Annotated in this window: 21 protein-coding genes; 10 read left to right on the top strand and 11 right to left on the bottom strand. The window is 72.7% G+C overall.

The window, feature by feature from the left end; translation table 11 throughout:
- Positions 1-17: 17 nt before the first annotated feature.
- Positions 18-395: a hypothetical protein gene (locus ACGGAQ_RS16125; RefSeq protein WP_393049550.1), complete on the bottom strand. Its 378-nt coding sequence runs from the start codon at positions 393-395 to the stop codon at positions 18-20.
- A gap of 126 nt (positions 396-521) precedes the next feature.
- Positions 522-1,220: an SDR family NAD(P)-dependent oxidoreductase gene (locus ACGGAQ_RS16120; protein ID WP_393049547.1), complete on the bottom strand. Its 699-nt coding sequence runs from the start codon at positions 1,218-1,220 to the stop codon at positions 522-524.
- 105 nt (positions 1,221-1,325) lie between these two features.
- Between ACGGAQ_RS16120 and ACGGAQ_RS16115 the strand changes: the two genes are divergently transcribed.
- On the top strand, positions 1,326-2,216 hold the full coding sequence (locus tag ACGGAQ_RS16115; protein WP_393049673.1) for a helix-turn-helix transcriptional regulator: 891 nt from the start codon (positions 1,326-1,328) through the stop codon (positions 2,214-2,216).
- 58 nt (positions 2,217-2,274) lie between these two features.
- The gene (locus ACGGAQ_RS16110) at positions 2,275-2,751 is read left to right on the top strand and encodes a septum formation initiator (protein WP_393049544.1); all 477 of its coding nucleotides are present in this window, start codon (positions 2,275-2,277) and stop codon (positions 2,749-2,751) included.
- Positions 2,752-2,939: 188 nt separating this feature from the next.
- On the opposite strand, the gene ACGGAQ_RS16105 is transcribed toward ACGGAQ_RS16110, so the two are convergent.
- Positions 2,940-3,908, bottom strand: a complete 969-nt coding sequence (locus ACGGAQ_RS16105; protein WP_393049541.1) for an MBL fold metallo-hydrolase — start codon at positions 3,906-3,908, stop codon at positions 2,940-2,942.
- Between the two features lie 187 nt (positions 3,909-4,095).
- On the opposite strand from ACGGAQ_RS16105, the gene ACGGAQ_RS16100 reads away from it, so the two are divergent.
- Complete coding sequence (locus tag ACGGAQ_RS16100) at positions 4,096-5,142, top strand: helix-turn-helix domain-containing protein (protein ID WP_393049538.1); 1,047 nt, start codon at positions 4,096-4,098, stop codon at positions 5,140-5,142.
- Positions 5,143-5,382: 240 nt separating this feature from the next.
- On the opposite strand, the gene ACGGAQ_RS16095 is transcribed toward ACGGAQ_RS16100, so the two are convergent.
- The 7 genes from ACGGAQ_RS16095 to ACGGAQ_RS16065 all read right to left on the bottom strand — a co-directional run bounded on the left by ACGGAQ_RS16095 (position 5,383) and on the right by ACGGAQ_RS16065 (position 12,088).
- Positions 5,383-5,847 carry a DUF3237 domain-containing protein gene (locus ACGGAQ_RS16095; RefSeq protein WP_393049535.1) on the bottom strand — a complete coding sequence of 155 codons (465 nt, stop codon included), beginning with the start codon at positions 5,845-5,847 and terminating at the stop codon, positions 5,383-5,385.
- A gap of 410 nt (positions 5,848-6,257) precedes the next feature.
- Positions 6,258-6,404 (bottom strand): hypothetical protein, encoded by a 147-nt coding sequence (locus ACGGAQ_RS16090; RefSeq protein ID WP_393049532.1) that lies wholly within the window; start codon positions 6,402-6,404, stop codon positions 6,258-6,260.
- 79 nt (positions 6,405-6,483) lie between these two features.
- A complete protein-coding gene (locus tag ACGGAQ_RS16085) occupies positions 6,484-7,353 on the bottom strand; it encodes a carbohydrate ABC transporter permease (RefSeq protein WP_393049530.1) in 870 nt (289 codons plus the stop codon).
- The gene (locus ACGGAQ_RS16080) at positions 7,350-8,303 is read right to left on the bottom strand and encodes a carbohydrate ABC transporter permease (RefSeq protein ID WP_393049670.1); all 954 of its coding nucleotides are present in this window, start codon (positions 8,301-8,303) and stop codon (positions 7,350-7,352) included. The genes ACGGAQ_RS16085 and ACGGAQ_RS16080 overlap by 4 nt, the downstream gene beginning before the upstream one ends.
- A gap of 71 nt (positions 8,304-8,374) precedes the next feature.
- Positions 8,375-9,643 carry an ABC transporter substrate-binding protein gene (locus tag ACGGAQ_RS16075; RefSeq protein ID WP_393049527.1) on the bottom strand — a complete coding sequence of 423 codons (1,269 nt, stop codon included), beginning with the start codon at positions 9,641-9,643 and terminating at the stop codon, positions 8,375-8,377.
- Positions 9,644-10,190: 547 nt separating this feature from the next.
- On the bottom strand, positions 10,191-10,778 hold the full coding sequence (locus tag ACGGAQ_RS16070) for a hypothetical protein (RefSeq protein WP_393049524.1): 588 nt from the start codon (positions 10,776-10,778) through the stop codon (positions 10,191-10,193).
- A 104-nt stretch (positions 10,779-10,882) separates the two neighbouring features.
- Positions 10,883-12,088: a low temperature requirement protein A gene (locus ACGGAQ_RS16065; RefSeq protein ID WP_393049521.1), complete on the bottom strand. Its 1,206-nt coding sequence runs from the start codon at positions 12,086-12,088 to the stop codon at positions 10,883-10,885.
- An 89-nt stretch (positions 12,089-12,177) separates the two neighbouring features.
- Between ACGGAQ_RS16065 and ACGGAQ_RS16060 the strand changes: the two genes are divergently transcribed.
- Positions 12,178-12,786 (top strand): class I SAM-dependent DNA methyltransferase, encoded by a 609-nt coding sequence (locus ACGGAQ_RS16060; protein WP_393049518.1) that lies wholly within the window; start codon positions 12,178-12,180, stop codon positions 12,784-12,786.
- A 37-nt stretch (positions 12,787-12,823) separates the two neighbouring features.
- Here ACGGAQ_RS16060 and ACGGAQ_RS16055 read toward each other — a convergent pair whose 3' ends face one another.
- Positions 12,824-13,381, bottom strand: coding sequence for a hypothetical protein (locus ACGGAQ_RS16055; protein ID WP_393049516.1), 558 nt, complete (start codon positions 13,379-13,381; stop codon positions 12,824-12,826).
- A gap of 101 nt (positions 13,382-13,482) precedes the next feature.
- Here ACGGAQ_RS16055 and ACGGAQ_RS16050 point away from each other — a divergent pair, with 101 nt between their 5' ends.
- Genes ACGGAQ_RS16050 through ACGGAQ_RS16025 form a run of 6 tightly spaced genes read left to right on the top strand, consistent with a single transcriptional unit; the run spans position 13,483 to position 25,216 of the window.
- A complete protein-coding gene (locus tag ACGGAQ_RS16050) occupies positions 13,483-14,298 on the top strand; it encodes a thioesterase II family protein (RefSeq protein ID WP_393049514.1) in 816 nt (271 codons plus the stop codon).
- Complete coding sequence (locus ACGGAQ_RS16045) at positions 14,295-20,954, top strand: condensation domain-containing protein (protein ID WP_393049511.1); 6,660 nt, start codon at positions 14,295-14,297, stop codon at positions 20,952-20,954. The genes ACGGAQ_RS16050 and ACGGAQ_RS16045 overlap by 4 nt, the downstream gene beginning before the upstream one ends.
- A gap of 11 nt (positions 20,955-20,965) precedes the next feature.
- Positions 20,966-22,354 carry an MFS transporter gene (locus ACGGAQ_RS16040; protein WP_393049508.1) on the top strand — a complete coding sequence of 463 codons (1,389 nt, stop codon included), beginning with the start codon at positions 20,966-20,968 and terminating at the stop codon, positions 22,352-22,354.
- A complete protein-coding gene (locus ACGGAQ_RS16035; protein ID WP_234591281.1) occupies positions 22,351-22,581 on the top strand; it encodes an acyl carrier protein in 231 nt (76 codons plus the stop codon). Before ACGGAQ_RS16040 ends, ACGGAQ_RS16035 begins: the two co-directional genes overlap by 4 nt.
- Positions 22,578-24,191: a hypothetical protein gene (locus ACGGAQ_RS16030; protein ID WP_393049505.1), complete on the top strand. Its 1,614-nt coding sequence runs from the start codon at positions 22,578-22,580 to the stop codon at positions 24,189-24,191. Before ACGGAQ_RS16035 ends, ACGGAQ_RS16030 begins: the two co-directional genes overlap by 4 nt.
- A complete protein-coding gene (locus ACGGAQ_RS16025; RefSeq protein WP_393049504.1) occupies positions 24,188-25,216 on the top strand; it encodes a 3-oxoacyl-ACP synthase III family protein in 1,029 nt (342 codons plus the stop codon). Before ACGGAQ_RS16030 ends, ACGGAQ_RS16025 begins: the two co-directional genes overlap by 4 nt.
- Positions 25,217-25,218 lie beyond the last annotated feature (2 nt).

Below are 25,218 nucleotides of genomic sequence, written 5' to 3'. Positions count from 1 at the left end.
GACTCTCGGAGGCAAGATCAGATTACGGTTTCCACGCTGGCCCGCGGGGCCGACCGACGCAGCGCCGGCAGCGCTGGCGCGAGCGCCACCAGCATGCACAGACCGCCCAGGGGCAGCAGGTCGAGCGTGACCGCCGGCAGGACGATGCCGACGAGCAGCACGGCGACGCCCCACCACGGCAGCCGCCGGTGCGCGGCGAGCATGCCCACGAGGACGACCAGACCAAGGAAGAACAACTGCGGTACGACGTCGTAGAAGGCCACCTCGACGCCGGGAACGTCCTTGAAGTCCGCGCCGAGCGCCGACATCTCCGCCCGGTCGGCGGCCAGCAGCCCTTCGACGATGTCCGCCCCGAACTGCACCATCGAGGCGGCGAGCCCGACCAGCGTCAACATCGTCCGGCGGGCGGCACTCGGCCGACCTCCGGGCGCAGCCCCGGCGCGGCCCCGGTTTCCACCTCAGGTCAGGTCGTCCTCGATGAGCAGCAGGCGCGCCACACCAGGCAGGCTGACCGTTCGTCATCAGGACCATGCGATCTCACCGTGACGGTCGACGAAGCGGCCCGAGCGATGGCCGGGCCCCTCTGTGGCGAGGGTGACGATGGCGTCCGTGCCCTCGGTGACGGTCTGTGGCCCGCTGTGGCCGTTGAGGTCCGTGGCGGTGTAACCGGGGTCGGCGGCGTTGATGCGGACGTCCGTCAGCGCCTTGGCGTACTGAGTGGTCAGCATGGTCAGCGCCGCCTTCGACGACGTGTAGACCGGGGCGATGACGCCCGACTCGGCCCGCAACGGGTCGTGCGTTGCCGACAGGGAGCCCATCGCGCTGCTCACGTTGATGATCACGGGGTCGGTCGAGCGGCGCAGCAGCGGCAGGAAGGCGGTGGTCGTCCGCACCACGCCGACGAGGTTGACGTTGAGGACGTCGAGCAGGACGTCGCCGGTCAGGTGGCTCGGGTCGCCGAACGGCCCGTGGACGCCGGCGTTATTGACCAGTACGTCGATGTGGCCCTCGTGCCTCTCGACATCGGCGGCGGCAGCGGCGACGGATTCGTCGTCGGTGACGTCGATCTGCACGAACCGCGCGCCGAGGGTGTCGGCCGTCGCGGCGCCGGCCTCGGGGTCACGCGCCCCGACGAGAACGGTGTGACCCAGGCCGATGAGGCGGCGGGCTGTCTCGCGGCCGAGGCCCTTGTTGGCTCCCGTGATGAAGGTGATCGTCATGCGGTCCATCGTTTGCGGTGGCGCATCCACGTGCCAGAGACGTCACAACGGTAGGACAAGCGATACCACCCTCATGGCCAGGGTGTGCGTGACAATCGAGGCGTGATGACGCAGGCCGCGGGGCTGGGGGCGACTATCCGTGCGTGGCGTGACCGCCTGTCGCCGGCCACCACGGGTCTGCCCGCCGGCCGTGGGCGCCGGGCCGCCGGACTGCGACGGGAGGAACTGGCCGAGCTGGCCGGCGTGTCGGTCGACTACATCGTGCGACTGGAGCAGGGCCGGGCGACCACACCCTCGGCGCAGGTCACCTCCGCGCTCGCCCGCGCCCTCCAGCTGACCTCCGCCGAGCGCGACCACCTGTTCCGGCTGGCTCACCTCGCTCCCCCGGCGGAGGACCAGATCTCCGACCACATCCCGCCGGGTGTGCAGCGGGTGGTCGGCCGCCTCGGTGACGCCGCCGTCGCCGTCTTCGCCGCCGACTGGCAGGTGATCTGGTGGAACCGGAGCTGGGCGGCGCTGCTGGGGGATCCGTCGGCGTCCCCGCCGGGCCTGCGCAACTTCGCCCGCGACACCTTCCCGGTGACCTCCGACGGGCCGGGTATGTCGCGCTGGCCGGTGATCTCACTGGACGCCGACGCCACGAGCGCCGCAGTCGTCTCCGACCTCCGGCGTGCCACCGGCCGGTTTCCACACGACAGACGTCTGGCGAAGCTCATCCGCGAACTCACCGAGGGCAACGATCGGTTCGCCGAGTTGTGGGCCGCCGGGACGGTCGCCGCACACCGCGAGGACCGCAAGATCATCAAGCACCCGTCGGTCGGTGCCGTCACTGTCGACTGCGACGTTCTGACCGACGGCGACGCCGAGCTGAAGATCGTGATCCTCACCGCGGCGCCCGGCACCAGGGACGAGGCCAGCATGCGCCTCGCCGCAGTGGCCGGGGTAACCAGTCCGCCCGAGTCCGTTGGTGAGGCCGCCCGGTACGGCCTGCGTTAACCCCGGCTTAGCGTCCGGATATACCGGCGACAACCAGCGATCGGGGATAGTCGGTGGCATGAGCCGTCGTTCCGTCCTCGTCGCCGCCGGATGGGTGGCCACGGTCGCCGTGGCGACCCTGATCGGGCTGGGCGCGATCCGACTGGTCGGCGACAGCATCACCGGCACCCCGGGCGGGATACGCAGCGAGGCGGAGATCGAACGGGCGCTCGCCTCGCCGGAGCCGGCGCCCACCGGCGCCGGCTCCGGCCCGGTTGCGACCGGCACCGCGTCCCCCGGCCCCACGGCGAGCACCGTGTCGCCGGGCCCCGGTGTCCGCCGCAGTTTCGCCACCGACGGCGGCACGGCCGTGGCCGAGTGCGGCCCCGATGGGGTACGCCTCGTCTCCTGGGCGCCCGCACAGGGCTACCGGGTGCACGAGGTGGACCGGGGCCCGGACGACGACGTCGAGGTCACGTTCGAGGGATCGGCCGGCAGGCACGAGTTGAAGGTCCGGTGCATCGGCGCCGAGCCGGTGGCCGTCGCCGACGACTAGCCGCAACGCCAACGGAAAGCGGCCCGCCACGGCGCCGCCGGGAGCGAGGGCGGACGGTCGAGCATGACTCCCGTCCATGTCCACTGTGATCAGTTGTCATACTCGCCATCCCCGACTTACGAGCCATCGATGTGTGGACCCGGGTGTGGCGGTCCAGACACGGACCGCGAATATCTGGGCAGGCAGGCTCAGTCAACGCCGATCCACGGCCGGGTCAGGTGGGCAGTCGCCAGCACGGCACCCCGGGCGCGCGCTTCGGCCAGCACCCACTCCCGGCTGCGCCGGGCCGCCACCGGATCCGCCTCGAACCGGTAGCCCACGGCCGGGTCGACCAGCTGCACCGCGTGCACCAGGACGTCACCGGTAACGATGAGCTGGCGACCGCCCCCGTCCACGATCACCGACTGGTGACCCCGGGTGTGACCGGGCGTCGGCACCACCCCGACCGAGCCGCCCGCCCCCCGCCCCACGGTGGCCAGGCGGACCGCGCCGTCGGCCTCGTCGAGCTGACCGGTCGCCCGCAGCGGGTCGACCACATACGTCCTGGCGGTCTGACCGGCGCCCAGGGCCGCCACCTCCCGCCGCTGCACCACGTACCGCGCGTTGGGGAACACGGGCGTGCCGTCCGGCATCACCGACCACCCGAAGTGGTCCTCGTGCAGGTGGGTCAGGACCACGGTGTCGACGTCGGCCGGGTCGATGCCGGCGAGACCGAGCTCGGCGGGCAACCGGCCCGGCACCGGCGCCCAGGCCGCGGCCGGGCTGTCGGCGGGGCCGACCCCGGTGTCGACAAGCGTCAACCGGTCCCGGGGGCCGCGGATGGCGTAGCAGCGGAAGTCCAGCTGCCACGTCTGCCCCGGGCCGAACGCGTCAGGGTCGACGGCCCGCGCCAGCTCCCAGTCGCCCGGCGTCGCCTCGGGAAACGCCGACTGACGGTCGAGGAAGAAGGGCCCCGACGCGTCCAGCAGGGGCGTCACCTCGAACGGGCCGACCCGCCGCCCGGCCCTCGGTCGGCCGGCGTGGCGCACCTCGCGGGCCCGGGTGGGTACGCGGCCGGCGCTCGCCGGGTCGGCGACGCTCAAGGCGCCGGCCACGGTCACCGCCGTCGCGGCGAGCAGGAAGCGTCTGCGGCCGAACTCCGCGGCTGCCTCACACATGGGTGACTACCCTTCGTCGCAGGTTACCGGGAGGGCCGACATCGGTCCCCTCCGGCGGGTTCGGCGACGACGTTAGGGCGGACCCGACCAGGTGCGACCCGCCCGCAACGGCACTGTCCTGATCCTGTCGACGGCTGTCCGGATCGGACCGCCGGGCAGGGCTGGGCCCGTTTCTAGAATCGGTTGGGTGCCGCGCCGCGCTCCGGTGCCGATCCGGGCGGGCCGCGCGGCCGAGGAGGCGGGGAGGTCTGCGATGGCGGTCGACGGGCCGAGCGTGGCGATGCTGGCGTACCCGGGGGCGGGCAGCTTCGACTACGTCACGGTCAACGAGATCTTCGGGGTGGACTACTCGTACCGGTTCGGCTCGTGGTACCGGACCAGAACCTGCGCCATCGATGCGGGGCAGGTCGAGCTGGACGGCGGTGTGACCGTGTCCGCCCCATACGGGCTGGCCGAGGCGGAGGCCGCCGACCTGCTCGTGGTACCGGGCTGGACGAGGGAGCACGAGGTGCCGCCCCAGCCGTTGCTGGCCACCCTGCGGCGGGCACACCGGCGCGGGGCACGCATCATGTCGATCTGCACGGGGGCTTTCATCCTCGGCCACGCCGGTCTCCTCGACCACCGGCGGGTCACCACGCACTGGGCGACCGCGCCGCTGCTGGCCGCGCTTTTCCCCGCCGCGACGGTGGACCCGCGAGCGCTGTTCGTCGACGACCGCGGGGTCCTCACCGCCGCCGGCATGTCCGCCGGCATGGACCTCGCCCTGCACGTGGTACGCGGGGACTACGGCGCGGACGCGGCCGCCGCGCTCGCCCGCCGTCTGGTGCTGGCCGGCTACCGCAGCGGCGGCCAGGCCCAGTTCATCGACGCGCCGCTCGGATCCCCGCCCGGCGACCCGCTACCGGAGCTGCTGGAGTGGATGCGCGGGCACCTGCACCAGCCGTTGTCGCTGCGGTCGCTGGGCGAACGGGTGCACATGAGTCCGCGTACCCTGGCCCGGCACTTCCACCGGCTCACCGGGATGAGCGCACACCAGTGGCTCACTCGGGAGCGGGTGTTCGCCGCCCAGCGCATGCTGGAGGCGGGCGACGAGCCGATCGGCCGGATCGCCACGCGGACCGGGATCGGCTCGACCGCCAACCTTCGGCACACCTTCCGGCGCGAGCTGGGGGTATCGCCCCAGGCGTACCGCGCCCGCTTCCGTGCCCGCCGCGCTCCGACCGGGACTGCGTGAGCGCCTGTGGAGGCCGGCCCGGCCGGAGGCCGCTGAGCGGACGACGCCGCAGGTCAAGGCCGGGAAGCGTGGCACGGCCATCAGCAGCCTCTGGAACGGGCACCAACACCGGCACCACGGGCACCGTCAGCGTCCGGAACGCCGACCACAGCGGCACGTCGGGCGGAACGCCTCGACCACCTTCGGGTTCACCGCCACCGGCAACGGCGCCCGGCCCTGCGCCCCCTCCCGAGGGACCGGCTACGTGACGCGGTAGGCGGTGTAGCGCACCCGGTCGGCCTCGCGGATCGCGGACGCCACGAAAACGCTCTGCTCCAGGACCGCCAGCGCGGGCACCGATGTCTCCAGCCGTACGCCCAGGCGGAAGTAGTACTCGGCGGGGTCGACCGGGTCGCCGCGGAGCAACGCTTCGAGGATCTCCGGGCGTCCGCTGCGGACGCCGAACGTACGGAGGTAGATGTGGCCGCCGTCGGCGGTGCGCGCCGAGTAGCGTGTGTCGATCTCGATGGCGCCGTCGGGGCGGACCACTTGCCAGTCGGCGCCGCCCGGGAGGATCTCCGCCTCGAACAGGCCGGTGATCTGGCCGCCGACGATGGGCACGACGCGGCGGTGGCCCGCGCGGGTCACCCCGTGGTACTCCAGCGCGCCGAGCCAGGCCGCCACCTCGAACACGGCCTCCAGGCCGGGAACCGCGGGGGCGCTCACCGGGTCCCGCCCGGCGGCTCGACGTGGCGGCGGCGGAACTCGATGGGGAGGCCGCCCCGGTTGAGGCGTACTCATGGGGTGTCTTTGGTGTTCGCGAGGGCGTCGCGGAGGCGTTCCAGCGCGGGCACCGCGGCGGCGAGGGCCGCGCGGTCCGCTGCCGGCAGGGTGGCCGCGGCGCGGGCGACCAGGTCTCCGCTCGCGAGGTCGAAGCGATCGAACAGGTCGAGGGCCTTCCGGTTGGTACAGGTCGGCTACCAGTTCGACGCCGTCGTCCATCGGCACGCGCAGCCTGCGCCGCACTGTGAACGGGTAGGGCGGCCCGGTCGGGCGGCGGGCACGTCGGAGCAGGCCGGCCAGCCGGCGGCGGACACCTGTCATCGTCCGTCCCTGTTCGGCCTCGGTCGCTGTGGTCAGGAGAGCCGCACCGCGCCGGCATGGATGGGACCGGTGACCGCGATCGTCCCCTTCGGGCCGCCGGAGTACAGGTGGGGTGCCCGGGCGGCGCCGGTGGGTCGAGCGGCGGACGGCTGCGGTTGGGTTCGATCGTATTCGCGCACGACTACCTCCCCTGGGGGCGAGTGACGGTGGGGCGCGGCCGGCGGGGATGCCGGCCCTCGCAGTGGTGGGCCGGGCACCTCAGCCCTTGAACGCGCCTTCCATGATTCCCTGCACCAGCCGGCGCCCGACGAAGACGAAGAGCACCAGCAGCGGAATGGTGGCCAGGAACGAGCCGGACATGGCCAGGCCCAGATCGATGTCCCGGTTCTGCTGCAGTGCCTTGATGGCGATCTGGGCGGTGTAGTTCTCCGGCGACTTCAGCACGATGAAGGGCCAGAGGAAGTCGTTCCAGGCGTAGACGAACGTGAACAGCCCCAGCACGAACGCCGCCGGGCGCACCAGCGGGAACGCCACCCGCCAGAAGATCTGCCAGGTGGTCGCGCCGTCCACCCGAGCGGCGTGCATCAGCTCGTCGTCGATGGTGTTGCCGATGTGCTGGCGCATCCAGAAGATGCCGAACGCGCTGACCAGCCCGGGAACGATCACCGCCTGGAGGCTGTCCACCCAGTTGAGGCGGGAGATGATCAGGTATTGCGGCACGACAGCCAGCTGAGCCGGCACCGTCATGGTCAGCACGACGATGAGGAACAGCGTGTTGCGGCCGGGGAAGGACAGCTTGGCGAAGGCGAAGCCGGCCAGCGCGCAGAGCACCGCCTGCCCCACGGCGATGGTGCTGGCCACGATGAGGCTGTTGAGCAGGGACTGCACGAACGGCACGATGGTGAAGACCAGCTTCGCCAGGTGCAGAAAGTTGCCGCCGGGCGTGAGGTGCGGCGGGAGGGTCGTGGCGGTGGCGGAGTCCGTCGTGGCCACCACGAACATCCAGTAGAGCGGGAAGACGCTGACCAGGCTCGTGAGGGTGAGCAGGAGGTAGACCGTTGTCGGGACGCGGTTGGCGTGACGCCGCCGGGCCCGCTTGGATGCGGCGGTCGAGGTTCCGGGCTTCATGGACGCTCCGAGCGGATGCGGGTGGCCAGCAGGTAGTTGAGGCCGGCGAAGGCCACCACGATGAGGAAGAGCGCGACACCGACCGCCGCGCCGTAGCCGAAGTGGAACTGCCCGAACGACTGTTCGTAGAGGTAGAGGGTGACGGTCTGGCACTGCCGCGCCGCACCGCAGGTGAGCCCACCGACCGGGTTGGCCAGCAGAGGCTCGGTGAAGACCTGCAGGCCGCCGATTGTCGACGTGACGACGGTGAAGGCGATGATCGGCCGCAGCGACGGGATGGTGATGTGCAGGAACTGCTTCCAGCCGTTCGCACCGTCCGCCGCGGCGGCCTCGAACAGTTCTCGGGGGACCGCCTGCAACGAGGCGAGGTACAGCAGCGTGTTGTAGCCGGTCCAGCGCCAGGCGATCATGGTGGCGATCATGACGTGGCTGCCCCACAGCGAGGCGGTGAAATCGATGTGCTCGAAGCCCAGCAGGCCGAGGATCCAATTGATCATGCCGTAGTCCCGGTCGAACATCTGGGCGAACACGATAGTGGTGGCCGCCACCGAGGTGACGTAGGGAACGAGCACCGACATCCGGAACACCGTGGCCAGCCGCAGCCGCGCGTGGTTCAACATGTGCGCCAGGCCCAGGGCCAGGAGCAACTGCGGCACCGTCGACAGCACCCAGATGCTGAACGTGTTGCGCAGCGCGCCCCAGAAGCGCGGGTCGTGCACGAGGTCGGAAAAGTTGTCCAGCCCCACGAAGCGGTGTTCACCGATCGGATCCCAGTCGAACAGGGAGATGTAGAAGGTGAACAGCAACGGGAAGAGGCCGAAGATCAGGAACAGGATGAAGAAGGGCGAGATGTACGCGTACGGAGCCAGCCGCTCCCGTACGCTTTGCCGGATCTGCCGGTTGCGGCGGGGCCTTGGGAGGTCCGGTGCGGCGGCGGCCGGGCTGAGCATGGTGGTCAAGGCGTCACCTTCCCGACGCGCGGCAGCCGGGCCGGACCCGGCTGCCGCACATCAACCGTCCGTCATTCGCGTACCGCGTTCTTGACATTGGTCAGGGCGGTGTTCCAGGCGTTGGCCGGGTCCACCTTGCCCTGCTCGACACTGGTAAGGGTGTTGAGCAATTCGGTGCCGATGGGGCCGTCCTTCGGGCCGAAGTAGAAGGGCTTGATCCCGACCACCGACTCGGTGTAAATCTTGCCGATCGGCGCGTTATTGAAGAACGGGTCGGTCTTGCCGACCAGCTGCGGGTCCGTGTAGACCGACGGCGTGGTGGGCAGCGATCCCTGCGACACGAAGTGCGCCAGCTGGCCCTTGGGCGACTGCATCTCGGAGATGTAGTTCCACGCCGCCTTCGCGTTCTTGGCGCGCTTGGGGATGGCGAGGAAGCTGCCACCCCAGTTGCCCGAGCCGCCGGGGATGGTGGCGATGTCCCACTTGCCGTTCGTCTCCGGGGCGTTCGTTTTCATCTGGCTGAGCATCCAGGACGGCGAGCACACCACCGCGTAGTCGCCCTTTTTCATGGCGGCGGTCCAGCCGGACGAGAACGATTCCTGCTTGGCGGAGATGCCCGCGGTGAAAGCCTTCAGCGTCACGTCGAACGCCGCCTTGACCTGGTCGTTGTCGTAGTCCAGCTTGCGGTCGGCGCTGTAGTAGCGCTGGCTGCCCTGGTTGACCGCCTGGAAGAAGACGCTCGTCGGAGTGTTGTCCACGAACGGCTTGCCGGTCTTCTGGACGTAGGTCTTGCCGACATTGATGAAGTCGTCCCACGTCGGCCAGAGCTTGGCGACCGCCTCCCGGTCGGTGGGCAGCCCGGCCGCCTTGAACAGGTCGGTGCGATAGGCGACCGCCAGGCCGCCGACGTCGGTCGGCACACCGACAATCCTGTTGTCCTTGGTGGTCGACTGCGCCATCACCCAGTCGAGGTAGTTGCCCTTGATGTCGCCCGCGCCCAGCGTGGTGAGGTCGACGAAGTTGTCCGGCGACTGCATGAACTTCGGCAGGTCGTCGGCCTGGATCAGCACCAGGTCGGGCACCTTGCCGCCGGCCAGCGCGGCGGTGAGCGCCTGGGCGGTCTCGGTAGTGGTGCCCACCTCGGTGAGCTTGACGCGCACATCCGGGTGCGCCTTGGTATAGACGTCGACGTCGGCCTTCTGGTTGATGTTGGCGAACGACCAGAACTCGAACGTCTTCGTGTCGGCCGAGCTGGACGTGCCATCCGATCCCTCACAGCCCGCCAGGAGGAGGGCGGCTGTGGCGACGATGGCTGCGGCGGTGGTCCGGACGCGTTTCAACGGCCCTCCATACGGTAATCGTGCGGGGCGGTGGTCGGGTGACCGCGGTGGATCGGAGCGATGGGCGTGCCGGCTGCGGGCACGGCAGGCAGCGGCTGACGGGCGGCCTCACCGACGGGGTCAACTCTGGCCGCGTCGTAGGCGAGATCGTCGGTTCCCGTCTCCGAAATCTATCGAGACATTTACATGTCGAGATTTCGTGCGCTGAGGCTACTAACTGCCACGTCATCCGTCAACAACCTCGCTGCCAGCAGGACCGCCCGCCGGCCGGGGAGCGTCCCGACCTCACCGCGCCGAAAGTTTCAGGTACCAGCAACCCGCCCAGGACCGGCGAAAGCCGGTGGCGGCGGGATCGCTGCTACGGAGACGCAGGGTGCCGAGGCGTACCAGCCGGCGGGCGACCTGCGGATCAGCTACCTGGACCGGGACGGCCCGGCCGGGGCGACCCTACCGGCGCCGGCTCGACCTGCGCGACGGCGTCGCGGCGCTGGCGCGGGACACCCTCCGGCAGGAGGTGTTCGCGAGCGTCGGGCACCAGGTGGCAGGATCAGATCACGGTTTCCACGCTGGCCCGTGGTCCTCGCAGCGCCGGCAGCGCCGGCGCGAGCGCCACCAGCATGCACAGACCGCCCAGGGGCAGCAGATCGAGCGTGACCGCCGGCAGGACGATGCCGACGAGCAGCACGGCGACGCCCCACCACGGCAGCCGCCGGTGCGCGGCGAGCATGCCCACGAGGACGACCAGACCAAGGAAGAACAACTGCGGTACGACGTCGTAGAAGGCCACCTCGACGCCGGGAACGTCCTTGAAGTCCGCGCCGAGCGCCGACATCTCCGCCCGGTCGGCGGCCAGCAGCCCTTCGACGATGTCCGCCCCGAACTGCACCATCGAGGCGGCGAGCCCGACCAGCGTGCCAGCCACCACGGTCGTGCGCCACGGGCTGGGACGCAGCAGGCCGGCCAGCGCCAGCACCACCGGCACGAAACACACCATGCCCGCAAGGCCGACCAGGTGCGCCGCCTGCCAGTCGAACCCCGGCCCGTACGTCCCGTCGGACTTCCCCCACAGACGTACGAGCCCGTAACCCACGATGCAGGCCGGCCCGGCGATCACGAAGAACGCGGCGCGTCTCATGGCAAACATCGTCCGGCGGGCGGCACTCGACTGACCTCCGGGCGCAGCCCCGGTACGGCCCCGGTTTCCGCCTCAGGTCTTCCACCGAGCAACCCTGAGCCCTCTCAGGCGGGTGACGGCGGATCATCGACACCGCGCAGGTGGCTGACCAGCGTGTCGGCCCCGCCGACGAGGCTGAGCACCACGGCGGCCAGGACCAGCACCGCCAGGCCGGGCAGCAGGGCACCGACCGGGACTGCCGCTGCCAGCACCAGCGCCCCGACCAGCCGGAGGACGGGGCGCCGCCGGAAGACCTCGTACTCCGCCCAGCCCTGCGCGAGGAGAAACAGCGCCGGACCACCGAGCATGATGACCGCTGGCGGCAACGTGCCCTCGTCGGTGGGGTGGGCGATCACCAGCTCGAACCCGACTGCGGTGATCAGCACGCTGGCCACCGTCACCAGGTGGATGTAGGTCGCCGTCTCGCCGACTCGCGCCGGGGACCGGGAATCGCGGATCGCCGTGGGAAGCAGGTGTCCGGCACGGTGGAAGTAGATCCGCCAGAACAGCACCGTGACGGCGAACGCGATGACGAAGGCGGCGACCGCCGCCGGGGTCAGCGGGTCCGCGCTGGAGGCCAGGCCGATCACCAGGATCGCCTCGCCGAGTGCGATCAGGTACACCTGCTGGTAGCGCTCCACCAGGTGGACCCCGTTGATCACCCACTGGTTCACCCGGGAGGCGCCCAGCCGGGGTATCGGCCAGCCGGTGGCGAAGCCCACGTACTCGATGGCCAGGGCGCCGGCCCAGACCGCGGGCCGGGCGTGCTCGCTCACGGCGGCGCCGACGAGCCAGGGCACCGCGGCGACTGCCGTCCAGATCGTGATGCGGGTGGTCACCAACCGTCGCGGATGGCCGCGCAACGCCAGGGTGAGCGCTAGCGGCCGGCCGAGCTGGATGGCGACGTAGGTGACCGCGAACACCACCGCTCGGCCGCCGAACGCCTGGGGCAGCCCGATCGCCAGCACCAGCGCGCCGAACATGACCGCGATCACCAGCGCCTGGACGAACGCCAGCGCCGGGTCGTAGAGGCTGGTGACCCAGGCCGCCAACATCCAGATCAACCAGAGCAGCAGGAAGAAGAACAGCGCCTCGGCGGCGCCCGCCAGCACGTCGCGCTCGGGCTCGCTGGCGCTCAGCTCGGTGATGAGCCGTTGTGCGACCCGGGTGAGGGCGAATACGAAGGCCAGGTCGAAGAAGAGCTCGAGAAACGCCGCCCGGGGTGAGGCCACCGGATCGCGCAGCAGCCGTCCCGTCCACCCGTGCGACATCCCGGACACACCCCCGGGCATTAACGATCTTCTGGACGGGGGGTTGCGTGCGGTGGGCCGGCTCGGTGCGGCGCTCCTATAGTCGGGCGGTGGGCACGGAACAGGTACGGCAGGCTTACGGCGCGGTCGCGGATCTCTACATCGAACTGTTCGGCACGCGTGAGCAGGTGGACCCGGACGACCTCGCCCTCATCGGCCGGCACCTGGGTGGCCGATCCGGTCCGGTGCTCGACCTGGGCTGCGGCCCGGGTCACCTCACCGACCACCTTCGCTCGCTGGGCGTCGACGCCACGGGCGTGGACGTGGTCCCCGAGTTCATCGCCCACGCCCGGGCGACTCACCCCGGCGGCAGCTACCGCCTCGGGTCGCTGGACGATCTCGACGTCGCCGACCACTCCGTCGCCGGCATCCTGGCCTGGTATTCGCTGATCCACCTGCCGCCGCAGCGCCTCGACGGCGTGCTCACCACGTTCCGGCGGGCCCTGGCCCCGTCCGGGAGGTTGGTGCTGGGCCTCTTCGCCGGCGACGAGGTCGACGCCTTCGACCACAAGGTCATGACCGCCTACCGCTGGCCCGTCGACGAGATCTCCGAGCGACTGGCGCGCGCCGGCTTCACCGAGGTCGAGCGCCTGGAGCGCCCCGACGGTGGCGCCCATCGGCCGCACTACGCCATCGCGGCGGTCGCCACCGAGCAGTAGGGCGACGAGCCGTCGCGCCAGCCACTGCCGGGCGGCTTCATCGTCCGACCGGCCGCTCGGCGCAGGGGGTGAAGCGGCTCGACCAACCCTCGTCCGGCATCCCATCGAGGGCCAACAGCTCGAACCCCTTGCCGTCATGGCTGACCAGCAATCCGTCGCCGAATGGGTAGCGCGCTGGGGATTGCTGGTCACGCGTGGGCGCGGCCTTGCGTTCCCCGAGGTCAAGTCGCACCCATTGGTCGCCGTCGTCGTAGTCCTCGTCGTATTCGTCCTCGTATTCGCTGAAGGTCCACGTGCCCTGAGCCGAAGCAGGCCGGCGGCCGTCGAAGTAGGTGCGCCAGATGTACTCGTCGCTCCACGTGACCCGGAGATCCCTGACGACGTGAAGGAGGTAGGCGTCCGAGATCCCGTCCAGCCGCGCCGATCCGTCCTGGCGCAGGTCGATCCGGTCGCCCGAGGAGCCGCACCACATTCCCGTCAGATCAGCGCTCGTGGGTTGCGGCGAAGGGGCCGAGGGCGCACAGCCGACCGCAGCTACCAGGAGGAACGTCAGCGTGGTCGTCAGGGCAACGTTTTTCATCGGCACGTCGGCCACTCTAGGATCCCCACCGCTCGGGCCGCGTGCAGCGGACACCGCGACGAACCCTCAGCCGACGCTAAGACCGCTGTCACGGCCCGTTCCTAGCGTGTGCGGGCATGGCGACACCACCCGTATCCATGCCGACGACCGCCACCCGAGCGGCCGGCGCCGCAGCCTGGTTGAGCTGCGTCGCGCCGCGCCCGGCCGCCCGGCTGCGGCTGGTGTGCCTGCCGTACGCCGGTGCCGGAGCTGCCGCGTACCGGCCATGGACCACCCTGCTCGGCGACGACGTGGAGGTGTGGACCGCGCAGTTGCCCGGCCGTGAACGCCGGCTGGCCGACCCGCCACTGAGCACGATGGACGAGCTGGTGCCCCCGCTTGTCGAGGCGATCGTCGAGCGGGTGCCGGCGCCGTTCGCGATCTTCGGGCACAGCATGGGCGGCCTGATCGGGTACGAGGTGGCCGCCCGCCTGGTCGCGCGGGGCGGCCCGGTACCCCAGCGTCTGGTGGTCTCGGCGGCCCGTCCGCCGTGCAATGCGGCCCCGCTGGGCGCGGCGCACCGCCTCGACGACGCCGCGCTGACCCGGTGGCTGCACGACCTGGGCGGGATCCCGGACGAGGTGCTCGACGACCCCGGCCTGCTGGAGCTGATCCTGCCCACCGTGCGGGCCGACCTGACAGTCGTCGCGTCGTACCGGCCGGCGACCGTGACGCCGCTGCCGCTGCCCGTGGACGCGGTGGCGGCGGCCGACGACCCCCTGGTCAGCCCGGACGAAGTGGCCGGCTGGGCGGCCTGCACCGACTGCGGTTTCTCGCTGACCGTCGTGCCCGGGGGTCACCTCTACCTGCACGACTCTCCTCCCCCGCTGTCCCGCCTGCTCGGCGGCGGGCCGGCCGCCGACCGCGCGTACGTCGAAGGGGCCACCCGATGACCCAGGACCTGCACCCGGACCTCGCCGACCTCACCCCCGAGCAGCGGGAGCTGCTGGCCCTGCGGCTGCGCCAGAGCCGTGCCAGCCAGAGCCGTGCCAGCGAGGCCCGCGCCGGCCGCCCCGACACCGCCGTGCCGGCGCCCCGATCGGGCGGCGTACCGGCCAGCTACCCGCTCTCCTTCACCCAGGAGCAACTCTGGTTCCTGGACCGGCTGGAGCCCGGCACGCCGGTCTACAACGTGCCCTTCGCCGAGCGGATCACCGGCCCTCTCGACGTCACGGCGCTGCACCGGGCGGTCGACGCGGTGGTGGCCCGGCACGACGCGCTGCGGATCGTGTTCGCGAGCGTCGACGGCGTCGTCACCCAGCGGGTGTCGGACGCCCTGGAGGTGCCGCTTCCGGTCCTCGACCTGACGGCGTTGCCGGAGTCGGAGCGGCAGGCGGCGGTCGACCGGGAGGTGGCCGCGCACGCCGCCGTCACCTTCGACCTCACCAGCGGACCACTCCTCGCGGTACGGCTGCTCGCCCTCGCCGACGACGAGCACCTGCTGTTGGTGACCGCGCACCACATCGTCTTCGACGCCTGGTCGGCCGGCGTGTTCGTCGAGGAGTTGGTGAGCTGGTACGGCGAGTTCGCCGCTGGCGTACCGGCCGGGCTGCCCGCGCTGCCCAACCGGTTCGTCGCGCACGTCGCGGCCCGCCGCCGGCCGGAGGCGGAGCGGGAGTTGGCCGGCCACCTGGCGCACTGGCGGGAGCGGCTCGCCTCCGCGCCGGCCCGCTCGACGCTGCCACCGGACCGCCCTCGACCGCCGGTGCAGACCCACCGTGGCCGGAGCCTGCCGTTCACCGTCGACGCCGAGGTGACCGCCGCCCTCGCCGGGCTGGCCCGCAGCGCGGGCGCAACCGTCAACGCCGTGGTCCTCGCCGGGCTGACCGCCCTGCTGCGGCAGGCCACCGGCCAGGAGGACCTGCTGCTCGGCATGCCCACCGCCGGCCGGGCGAGCACCGACCTGGAGCCGCTGATCGGCTGCTTCGCCACCATGCTGGTGCTGCGGGTGGACACCGGCGGCGACCCGAGCGTGCGCGACCTCGTCCGCCGGGTGCACCGCACGGTCAGCGAGGCGTACGCCCATCAGGAGGCCCCGTACGCGCGGGTGGTGGAGGAGGTTCGCCCGGTCCGCGATCCGAGCGTGAACCCGCTGTTCCAGGTGCTGGCCACCATGACCGACGGCGGCGTGGAGCAGCGGCAGGCCGCCGGGGTCACCTTCCGGCCGGTGCCCGCCGAGAGTGGCCTCACCGACTTCGACCTGTTCGTCAGCCTGACCGCGCACGGTGACCGGATCGACGGCGCGGTCGACTTCAACGCCGACCTGTACCTCGACGAGACGATCGCGGCGACGGTGGGTCGGCTGCCGGAGCTGCTGCGCGTCATGGCGGACGCGCCGGACCGGCCGCTGTCGGAGGTGACCGGGCTGCGCCGGCATCGCATCGCCCTGGCGGCCACCTTCACCGTGGACCCGCTGCGCGACCCGGTGGAGTTCTGGCTGCGCTTCTTGCGCGTACCCGCGTCGGTGGAGCTGATCGCGTACGGCCAGCTGGTGGCCCACCTGCTGGCCGGGCCGGCGGCCGACGCCACGGTCTGCCTGCTGCGTTGGGAGGACTGGTTGCGCCGGCAGGACGACACCGGCGCGCAGGCGGCCCTCGACGCGGCGATGGACGACCTCGACGCGGCGGTGGCGACGTACCGACGGCGGACCGACGCCCCGCTGCTGCTGGTGGTCTGCCCGGCGTCGCCGCGCGCCGCCGACCGGCACGGCGAGCGGTCCGGCCGACTCGACGACCGGCTGGCCGCGTTGGCCGCCCGTACGCCGGGGGTGCACGCGGTCTGGGCAGCCGACCACGCCGGCGCGTACCCGGTCAACGAAGTGAGCGACGAGCACGCGGACGAGTTGGGCCACGTGCCGTACACGGGCGAGTACTTCGCGGCGCTGGGCACGATCGTGCTGCGGGAGCTGCGGCGGCTCGTCGGCCAGCCGCGCCTGCTGGTGCTCGTCGACGGCGAGCGGCTGCCGGTCGACCGGCTCGTCGGCGCGCTGCCCGGCCACGAGGTGCGGGCGTACACGGCCGCCGCCCTCGCCGACGCCGACCCGGCGACCACCGTGGTGCTCGACACCGACCCGCAGGCCGTCGCGGCGCTGCGCGAAGCGCACCCGGGCGTGCTGGCGCTGGCCGTGCCCGCCGGGTGGGACGAGCTGCGCCGGCTGCTCGCCCACGTCTGGCCGCTGGACCCGCCCGCGCCGGTGCGGGCGACCGGGGCGAGCGCGCTGCGCACGGCTTTCGGGTCGGAGCGGGCCGCGTACGTCGTCGAGGAGTTGAGCACGGCCGCGGCGGTCGCCGACCGGAGCCGCCCGGCCCCGGCGGTTGTCGCGGCGGCCGACGGCGAGATCGTCGCGCCGCGCACCCCGACCGAGGAGCGGCTCGCCGGCCTGTGGGCCGCCGCGCTCGGTGTCGAGCAGGTCGGTGTGACAAGCGACTTCTTCCACCTCGGTGGGCACTCGCTGCTCGCAACCGGTCTGCTGTCGCAGGTGCAGGCCGAGTTCGGTCGCGAGGTGTCGCTCTACACCCTGTTCACCAACCCGACAGTGGCCGGGCTCGCCGCCGTGCTGGACGCCGACCCGGACGCCACCGCCCTCGCCCCGCTCACCCCCGCCCCGCCGGGTACGCCCGCGGTGGCCTCCTCGGCGCAGGTGCGGCTCTGGGCCCTCGACCAACTCGGCGACGACGTCGTCCGGCACAACACCACCGCCGCCGTCGAGCTGCGCGGTGACCTCGACAAGACGTCGCTGCGCCGGGCGTTCGACGACGTGCTGGCCCGGCACGAGGTGCTGCGGACGACCTTCTCCGACCGGGGCGGCGAACCGGAACCCGTGGTGCGCCCGCACGTCGACCCGTGGCTGGAGACGCAGGACCTGACCGGGCTGCCGGCGACGAAGCAGGCCCGGGCGCTGCGCCGGGCGGCCGCCGAGCTGGCCGCGCACCGGTACGACCTGGCCGCCGGCCCGCTGGTGCGGGCCCGCCTGGTGCGGCTGCCCGAGCAGCGCTGGCACCTGCTGCTCGGCATGCACCACATCGTCTGCGACAACACCTCGTGGAGCATCCTGCTCGACGACCTCGCCGCCCGGTACGCCCACCACGCCACAGGCGTCGACCGGCCGCTGCCACCGATGCCGGTGCAGTTCGCCGACTACGCCCGACACCAACGCGACTGGTTGGCGTCGAGCGCCGTCGAGCCGCACCTGGCGTACTGGCGGGAGCGGCTGGCCGACGCGCCGCCGCTGCTGGACCTGCCCACCGACCACCCCCGCCCCGCGGAGCGCTCGGACGTCGCCGGCTACCAGGCCCAGCGGTTGGGCGCCGGGCTCGGCACGGCGGTGCGGGAGCTGGCCCGGGCGGAGGGGGTCACCCCGTTCGCCGTGCTGCTGGCCGGCTTCGCCGCCCTCCTGCACACCGAGAGCGGGCAACCGGACCTGGTGCTCGGCGTACCCACCGCCGGCCGGGAACGCGCCGAGCTGGCCCCGCTGATCGGCTGCTTCGCCGACCTGCTGCCGCTGCGCATGGACGTGGGCGGCCGGCCCACCTTCCGGCAGCTCGTGACCCGGGCGTACCGGACGGCACGCGAGGCGTACCGGCACCAGGGGCTGCCGTTCGCGACAATCGTGGAGGCGCTGCGGCTGCCCCGGCAGGCCGCGTACCACCCGCTGTTCCAGTGCGTGCTCAACGTCCTCGACGGCGCCGACGAGCTGCCGGAGTTCGCCGGGCTGGCCGCCACGCCGGTCGAGGTGCCGAGCGTCGGTGTCGACTTCGACCTCTTCCTCAGCGTCACCTGGCAGGGCGACGACCTGCACGCCGACCTGGCGTACCGGGCCGACCTGTTCGGGCCGGAGCGGATGGTCCGGCTGCTGACCGGGCTCGCGAAGGTGCTCGACGAGGGGATTCGTCGGCCGGACGCCCCGCTCGGCGGGGGACGGCGCGCGTCGGCGACCCGCCGCCTCGCGCCGCCGGCGCCCCGGCTGGTCGTCGGCGGCACCGTCGAGGTGCCGGGGCTGGCGGCGACCGTCCGATTCTGGACGGGACTGCTGGGCCTGCCGCACGCCCTCGAACACCTGCCGACCGGCGCGCTGCTGCGACTGCTGCGCGACCCCGCCGCCGGCCTGGCGACCGGGCAACGGGACCACAACGTGCTGATGCTGCGCTGGGAGGACCGGCGGACACCCGGTCCGCTGGGCGCGGGCATCGTCGGGCTGCGCGACTTCCACACCGAACTGCTGGCGGCACTGGACGTCCACCGGGGGCACAGCGCGGCGGCGCTGACGCTCGTGGTGTGCCCGCCGTCGCCGCCGTACCGGACGTCGCCGTGGAGCGCGGTCTTCGCGGAGCTGACCGCGCGGCTGGCCGAGGCCCGGCCCGACGTCGACGTCGACACGGTGCAGGCGTGGGCGCGACGCTACCGGGTGCCGGAGCTGTTCGCCGGCAACGCCTGGTCGCCGGAGCTGGCGGCGGTCGCCGCGACCATGGTGGTGCGGCGGGTGGTCCGGCACCCGGCCCTGAGCCGGCTGGTCGTACCGGCCGGGCCGGCGCACCGGCAGGCGGAGCTGGCCCGGCTGCTCGCGGCCCAGGCCCGGTCCGGGCGCGAGGTGCTGCTCACCACGACGCCGCGGGGCGCGGAGCTGTCCGCGCTGGTCACCGCCGGGATCATCGGGTACGCCCCGACCCCGCCCACCGACACGGCCACGCTGGTCCTGCACCCGGCCACCGAACCCGCGCCGCCGGACGCCCCGGCGCTGCCCTTCGACCCGGCGAACGGGCCGGTGGACGTGCTGCGTGGCCTCTGGTCCCTCGACGCGGACGTCTCCCGGGCCGCCGACGCGCCGGTCGACCGGATTCCCGCCGGCCTGCTCGCCGAGGTGGCCACCGAGCTGGGCGACGCGGCGGCGCTGCGCGGCGCGGTCACCGACGGGTACCGGCGCTCGGCCGACCGGGCCGCCGCCGCGCCGCGCACCGACCGGGAACGTCAACTCGTGGCGATCTGGTCGGAGCTGCTGCGCACCAACCAGCTCGGCATCACCGACGACTTCTTCGCCGTCGGCGGTGACTCGCTGCTCGCGATGCAGCTCGTCGCCCGCTGCGCGACGGCCGGCATCCACATCACCCCGCGACAGCTCGTCCGCCACCCCACAGTCGCCGAGCTGGCCGCCAGCCTCGGAGAGGCGACGGTGGCGCTGGACGCCGAACAGGGCACGGTGCACGGCGACGCCCCGCTGACCGGCGCGCAGCGCTGGTTCACCGACCTGGTCGCCCCCACCATGGGCCGGCCCGCCCTGTTCAACCACCCCTACTACCTCCAGCTGGCCCGCCCGCTCCCGGCCGACCTGCTCGGCGAGGCGGTCCGCCGGCTGGTGGCCCAGCACGACGCCCTGCGGCTGCGCCTGACCCGCCAGTCGGACGGGAGCTGGCGGCAGCACCACGCCGACCCCGCCGACGCCGTCCCGTTCGTCAGCCACGACCTGACCGGGCTCGGTGTCGACGAGCGGGAAGCGGCCGTCGAGGCCCGCTGCGCCGAGGCGCAGACCGGTCTGGACCTCACGGCCGGCCCGCTGGCCCGGGTGGCGCACTTCCGGCTCGGCCCGGAGCTGCCCGATCGGCTGCTGCTCGTCAACCACCACCTCGTCGTCGACGCGGTCTCGCGGGGCGTGCTCCTGGCCGACCTGGAGACGCTCTGCGACCAGCTCGAACGCGGGGTCGAGCCGGCGTTGCCCGCGAAGACCACGTCGTACCGGGCCTGGGCGCGGCGACTGGCCGAGTACGCGGGCTCGCCGCAGCTGCGCGAGCAGCTACCGTTCTGGCTGGCGCAGGCCGACGAGGGTGTGCTGGCCCGACTGGCCGACGAGCCGACCGCCTCACCGTTCCGCCTCGGTGACCTGGGCCTGGCCACCGTGACGCTGGACGAGACGGCGACCCGGGGACTGCACGCCGCCGCCCGTCGGCTGCGCGCCAGCGTGCGGGACCTGCTCGTGTGGGCCGTGGTGGCCACCGTCGCCGGGCGTACCGGGGGCGCGGTCACCGTCGCCACGACCGGCCACGGCCGGGAACCGCTCTTCGACGACGTCGACGTCAGTCGCACCACGGGCTGGTTCCAGGTGCTCTATCCCTTGCGGCTGGAACTGCCCGCCACCACCGACGCGGCGCGCTCGGCCCGCTCCGTGATCCGCCAGCTCGGCCGGGTCCCGGAGAACGGCATCGGGTACTCGCTGCTGCGCCACCTCTGCCCCGACGACGACGTCCGTGCCCGGCTGGCCGCGACGCCGCCGCCGATGGTGGCGGTCAACTACATGGGCGGCTTCGGCTTCGACGACGTCGCCCCGGCCAACCAGCTCCTCGATGTCTGCACGGCGCCGTTCGGGCCGACCGAGGACCCCGACGGGCACTGGCCCTTCCCCTTCGACGTGACGGGGTCGCTCACCGGCCCCGCGCTGCGCGTCGATCTGAGCTACGCCACTCCGGCCTTCCGGCCGGAGACCGCTGAGAACCTGCTCGACGGCATCCGGACCAGCCTCCTGCGCCTGGTCGGGAACCACGGGCAACCGCCACGGCAGTAGGAGGAGACCCCATGGCGTTCCGACGCCCGTCCCGGTTCGCCGGGTTCACCACGATCTGGTTCGGCCAGCTGCTGTCGGCGCTCGGCACCCGGATGACGAACTTCGCCCTGAGCATCTGGGTGTGGGACGCCACCGGCCGGGCCTTCGACCTGACCATGCTGATGGCGTTCGCGTTCGGCGCGACCGTGATCTTCAGCCCGATCGCCGGCGCGCTTGTCGACCGGTGGGGACGACGACTGACCATCGTGCTCAGTGACGTCGGCTCGGCGATCACCACGGCCGTCGTGCTGCTGCTGTTCCTCAGCGGTTCGGTCGAGGTGTGGCACCTGTACCTGGTCAACCTGGTCACCGGCGCGTTCCTCGCGTTCCAGCTGCCGGCGTACCAGGCGACCATCACGGTGATGATGGAGAAGGGCCAGTACCCGAGGGCCAACGCGATGATGTTCGCGGTCCGGACCATCCCGGTGATCTTCGCCCCCGGCTTCGCCGCCGCGCTGCTCGGCCTGATGGACATCAAGGTCATCCTGTTCATCGACGCGCTGTCCTACCTGGTGGCGATCGGCGCGGTGCTGCTGGTGCAGCTCCCACCCGTGCCCCGCTCGACGCAGCAGGACGAGGGCGGCTTCTGGTACGACACGATCTACGGCTTCCGCTACATCCTGGCCAGTCGGGCGTTCACCGGGCTGGAAGCGATCATGTTCGCCATCAACGTGCTCGCCGCGGTGGGCTTCGCCCTGCTGGTGCCGCAGATCCTGGCCCGCACCGACAGCAGCACCAACGCTGTCGGCCTGGTGCAGACCATCGGCGCGGTGGGCGGTGTGGCCGGCGCGCTCCTGCTCGGGCTGCTGCCCAACACCCGCCACAAGATCCGCCGGATGCTCATCGCCATCCTGGTCTTCAGCGTCCTCGGCCGGATCGTCTACGGCGTCGGGGACAGCATCATCGTCTGGTCGGTCGCCCTGCTCTTCCTGCACCTGTCCATCCCGTTCATCGACGGGTACGCCCAGTCGGTGTGGCAGGAGAAGGTCGAGCCGTCGCACCAGGGCCGGGTCTTCGCCGCCCGCCAGTTCATCGAGGACCTCGCGTACCCCGGCGGCACCGCCCTGGCCGGTATCGCCGCGGACCGCTGGTTCGAGCCGATGATGCGCGAGGGCGGGCCCGGCGTGCCGTACTTCGGCTGGCTGGTCGGCAGCGGACCGGGCGCCGGGATGGGCCTGATCTTCGTGATCGTGGGCCTGTTCGGCATCGGCGTCGCGGCGGCTGGGTTCGCCTCGCCGAGCATCCGCCGGATGGAGGTCGATCTGCCCGACTACGACGAGCCCACCGACCCGCCGGCCCCGCTGCCGTCGCCGAGCGGCACCGACGAGCTGACCGACGACCGCGCGGTGGTGGCGAAGTGACGCTTACCGAGGTGGTGGCCGGGGTCCTGGAGGTCGACCCGGCCGAGGTGACCGACGAGTCCGGGCCGCAGACCATCGGCACCTGGACCAGCCTGCGGCACCTGCAACTGGTGGTGACCCTGGAGGAGGTCTACGGGCTCTCCTTCGCCTTCGAGGAGATCCGTGACGTGCGCAGCGTCGGCGAGCTGCGCACCGTGCTGCGCGCCAAGGGCACGGAGACGCGATGAGCGCCGACCTGTTCTCCCGACGCACCCGCTGGCAGGCGCTCACCCGCCAGGGGTCGACGCCGGCGCTGCGCGTCGCGCTGCTGGCCAGCTACACGGTGGACCCGCTGGTGCCGTACCTGGGTCTGGGCCTGCACGACACCGGTCTGCCCGCCACGCTCGCCGTCGGCCCGTTCCAGCAGGTCGTGCAGCAGTGTCTCGCCACCGACGGCTTCCTCGCCGAGGCGCGACCCGACGTGCTGGTGGTGGCGCAGCGCCTGGAGGAGGCCGGCGACCCCGGCCCGGCCGGCGACGCGTGGGCGGCGGAGCTGCTGGCCGGGGCCGAGGCGGCCGTCACCGCCGCGCGCCGGCACGGGGCCCTGCTGGTGTACGTCCTGCCGGCCGTCCCCGCCTCCCGCCCGTACGGGCCAGCCGACGCGATGCACGCCGACGGGGTGACCGCCAGCGCCACCGCCGTCCGGCAACGACTGCGCGACCGGCTGGCCGGCGACCCGTGGGTGCTGCTCGTCGACGCCGACGAGGCGGTACGCGCCGTCGGGGACGAGCGGGCGTACCACCCGGCGCTGTTCCGCTTCGCGAAGGTGCCGTACACCGAGGAGGTCTTCGCGCGACTCGGCGACACCGCCGCCGCGCTGGTGGCCGCCGGGTTCGGCGCGAGTTGCCGAGCGCTGGTGCTCGACGGCGACGGGCTGACCGGGGTGGCGCACCTACTGCCGGCGCTGCGCGAGCTGCGCGAGCTGCGCGCCGCCGGCGTACGCGTGGCGCTGCGCGCCACCGGCGCCGATTGGTGGTCGAGCGCCGACGCGACCGACCTGTTGGCGGTGCTGGACGGCTGGGTCACCGACGAGCGGCCGCTGGCCGACCAGCTCGCCGAGATCGCCGACGAGCTGGACGTGGCGCCGGCCCAGCTCGTGCTGGCGGGCACCGGCCCGGCGCAGACGCCGCCGCGACACGTTCCGCTCGGCCCCGATCCCGCGCTCTGGTCGGACGAGCTGCGGGCGGCGGGACTGACCGACCGGCTCCCGGCCCGACGGTGGACCGGCGCCACCTCCCAACCCGCCGTCGCGCCCACCGAGCTGTCCCTGGACGACTTCGTGGCCGGCCTGGACGTCCACGTCGACTACCGGCCGGTGGCCGCCGACAGCGTCGCCGAGGTCGCCGAGGTCGTCGCCCGGGCGCACGACTTCGCCCTGGCACCCGCCCCACCGGCCGCCGCGCTTGCCGAGCGGGCCGCCGACCTGCTGGCGATCCGGGTACGCGACCGGCTCGGCGACTACGGCACCTCGGGCCTCGTCGCGCTGGACCGGACCGTCGACCGCTGGACCGTCGACGTCTTCTCCCTCTCCTGTCCGGTGCTGGGTAAGGGCGTCGAGGCGGCCGTGCTGCGGGAGGTGACCCGGCGGGCGGGCGCGGCCGGCGCCGGCGAGGTGCTGGTCCGCTGGAGCGACACGGGCCGCAACGGCACCGCTCGGCGCTTCCTGTCCGAACTGGACGGTGTCGCGCCCGCCGACCCCCGGGTCCGGCTGCGCGCCGCCCCGACGTCCGACCACAACCCGACGCCGTCGTCGGCGACGGCATCGACACCGCCGACAGCCACGGCGGTACGGCGATGAGCGCGCCGCCGGTCGGCGTCGGGGTGGCCGCGCTGGCCCACGTCCTCGGCGAGCCTGTCGACGTGGCGGCCGCCGCGGCCGCGTACACCCAGGATCTGGACCGGTTGCGGTCCTGGGAGTACCGGGCGTTCCACCGGGCCGGCCCCGGGGTCGGGGTGACCGACCTGGCGGTCGTGGCCGGCGGCACGGCCCTGGACCGGGCCGGGCTGAGCGCCGCCGACGTGGACCTGGTGGTGCTGGCCATCCCCGATCTGGCCGAATACCTCTACTGGGATCCGGCCGCGCACACCCAGGCCCGCCTCGGCGCGCACCGGGCCGAGGCGGTGCTGCTCAACCAGGCGTGCGGCGGTGGGGTGGCCGCGTTCGACACGGTGGCCGGGCGGTTCGCCACCCACCCCGAGTACCGGACGGCGCTGCTGATCGGCGCGAACCGGGTGTGCGAGCCGTACTGGAACCGGATGGAGGTGAACACCAGCGTCTTCTCCGACGGAGCGGCGGCGGCCGTGCTGGTGCGCGACCACGACCGGTGCCGTTGGCTGGCCACCGAGACGATCACCGACGGCCGGTACGCGGGCTTCATGCGCATGGCCGTCGGTGGCGCGGCGCAGCCGTTCACCCCGGACGGCGGCACGCCCCGCGTCGGTGACCCGGCGGACCGGCTCAACGAGTTCTTCGCCGGGGACGTACGCCAGATGTTCCGGTTCGTCGCGACGATCCGGGAGCGCAACCGGCAGGTGGTCGAGGCGGCGTGCGCCCGGGCGGGCGTGACGCTGGCCGACGTCCACCGGTTCGTGCACTTCCACGACAACGCCCGGCAGTTCGCGGAGCTGGCCAAGGACCTCGGCGTCGAGCTGGAGCGGACCAACGTCGAGCTGGCCCTCGCCCACGGTCACATCGGCTGCGCCGACCAGCTCATCGGCCTGGAACGCCACCTCGACAGCGGAGAACTGACCGACGGCGACCTGGTCGCCCTGACCAGCACCGGCAGCGGCATGCACTGGGTCTGCACCCTGCTGCGGGTCTGACC

It is taken from the genome of Micromonospora sp. NPDC047557, from assembly GCF_043205095.1.
Taxonomy (GTDB): Bacteria; Actinomycetota; Actinomycetes; order Mycobacteriales; family Micromonosporaceae; genus Micromonospora.
This window is presented reverse-complemented; position numbering and strand designations above follow the sequence as displayed.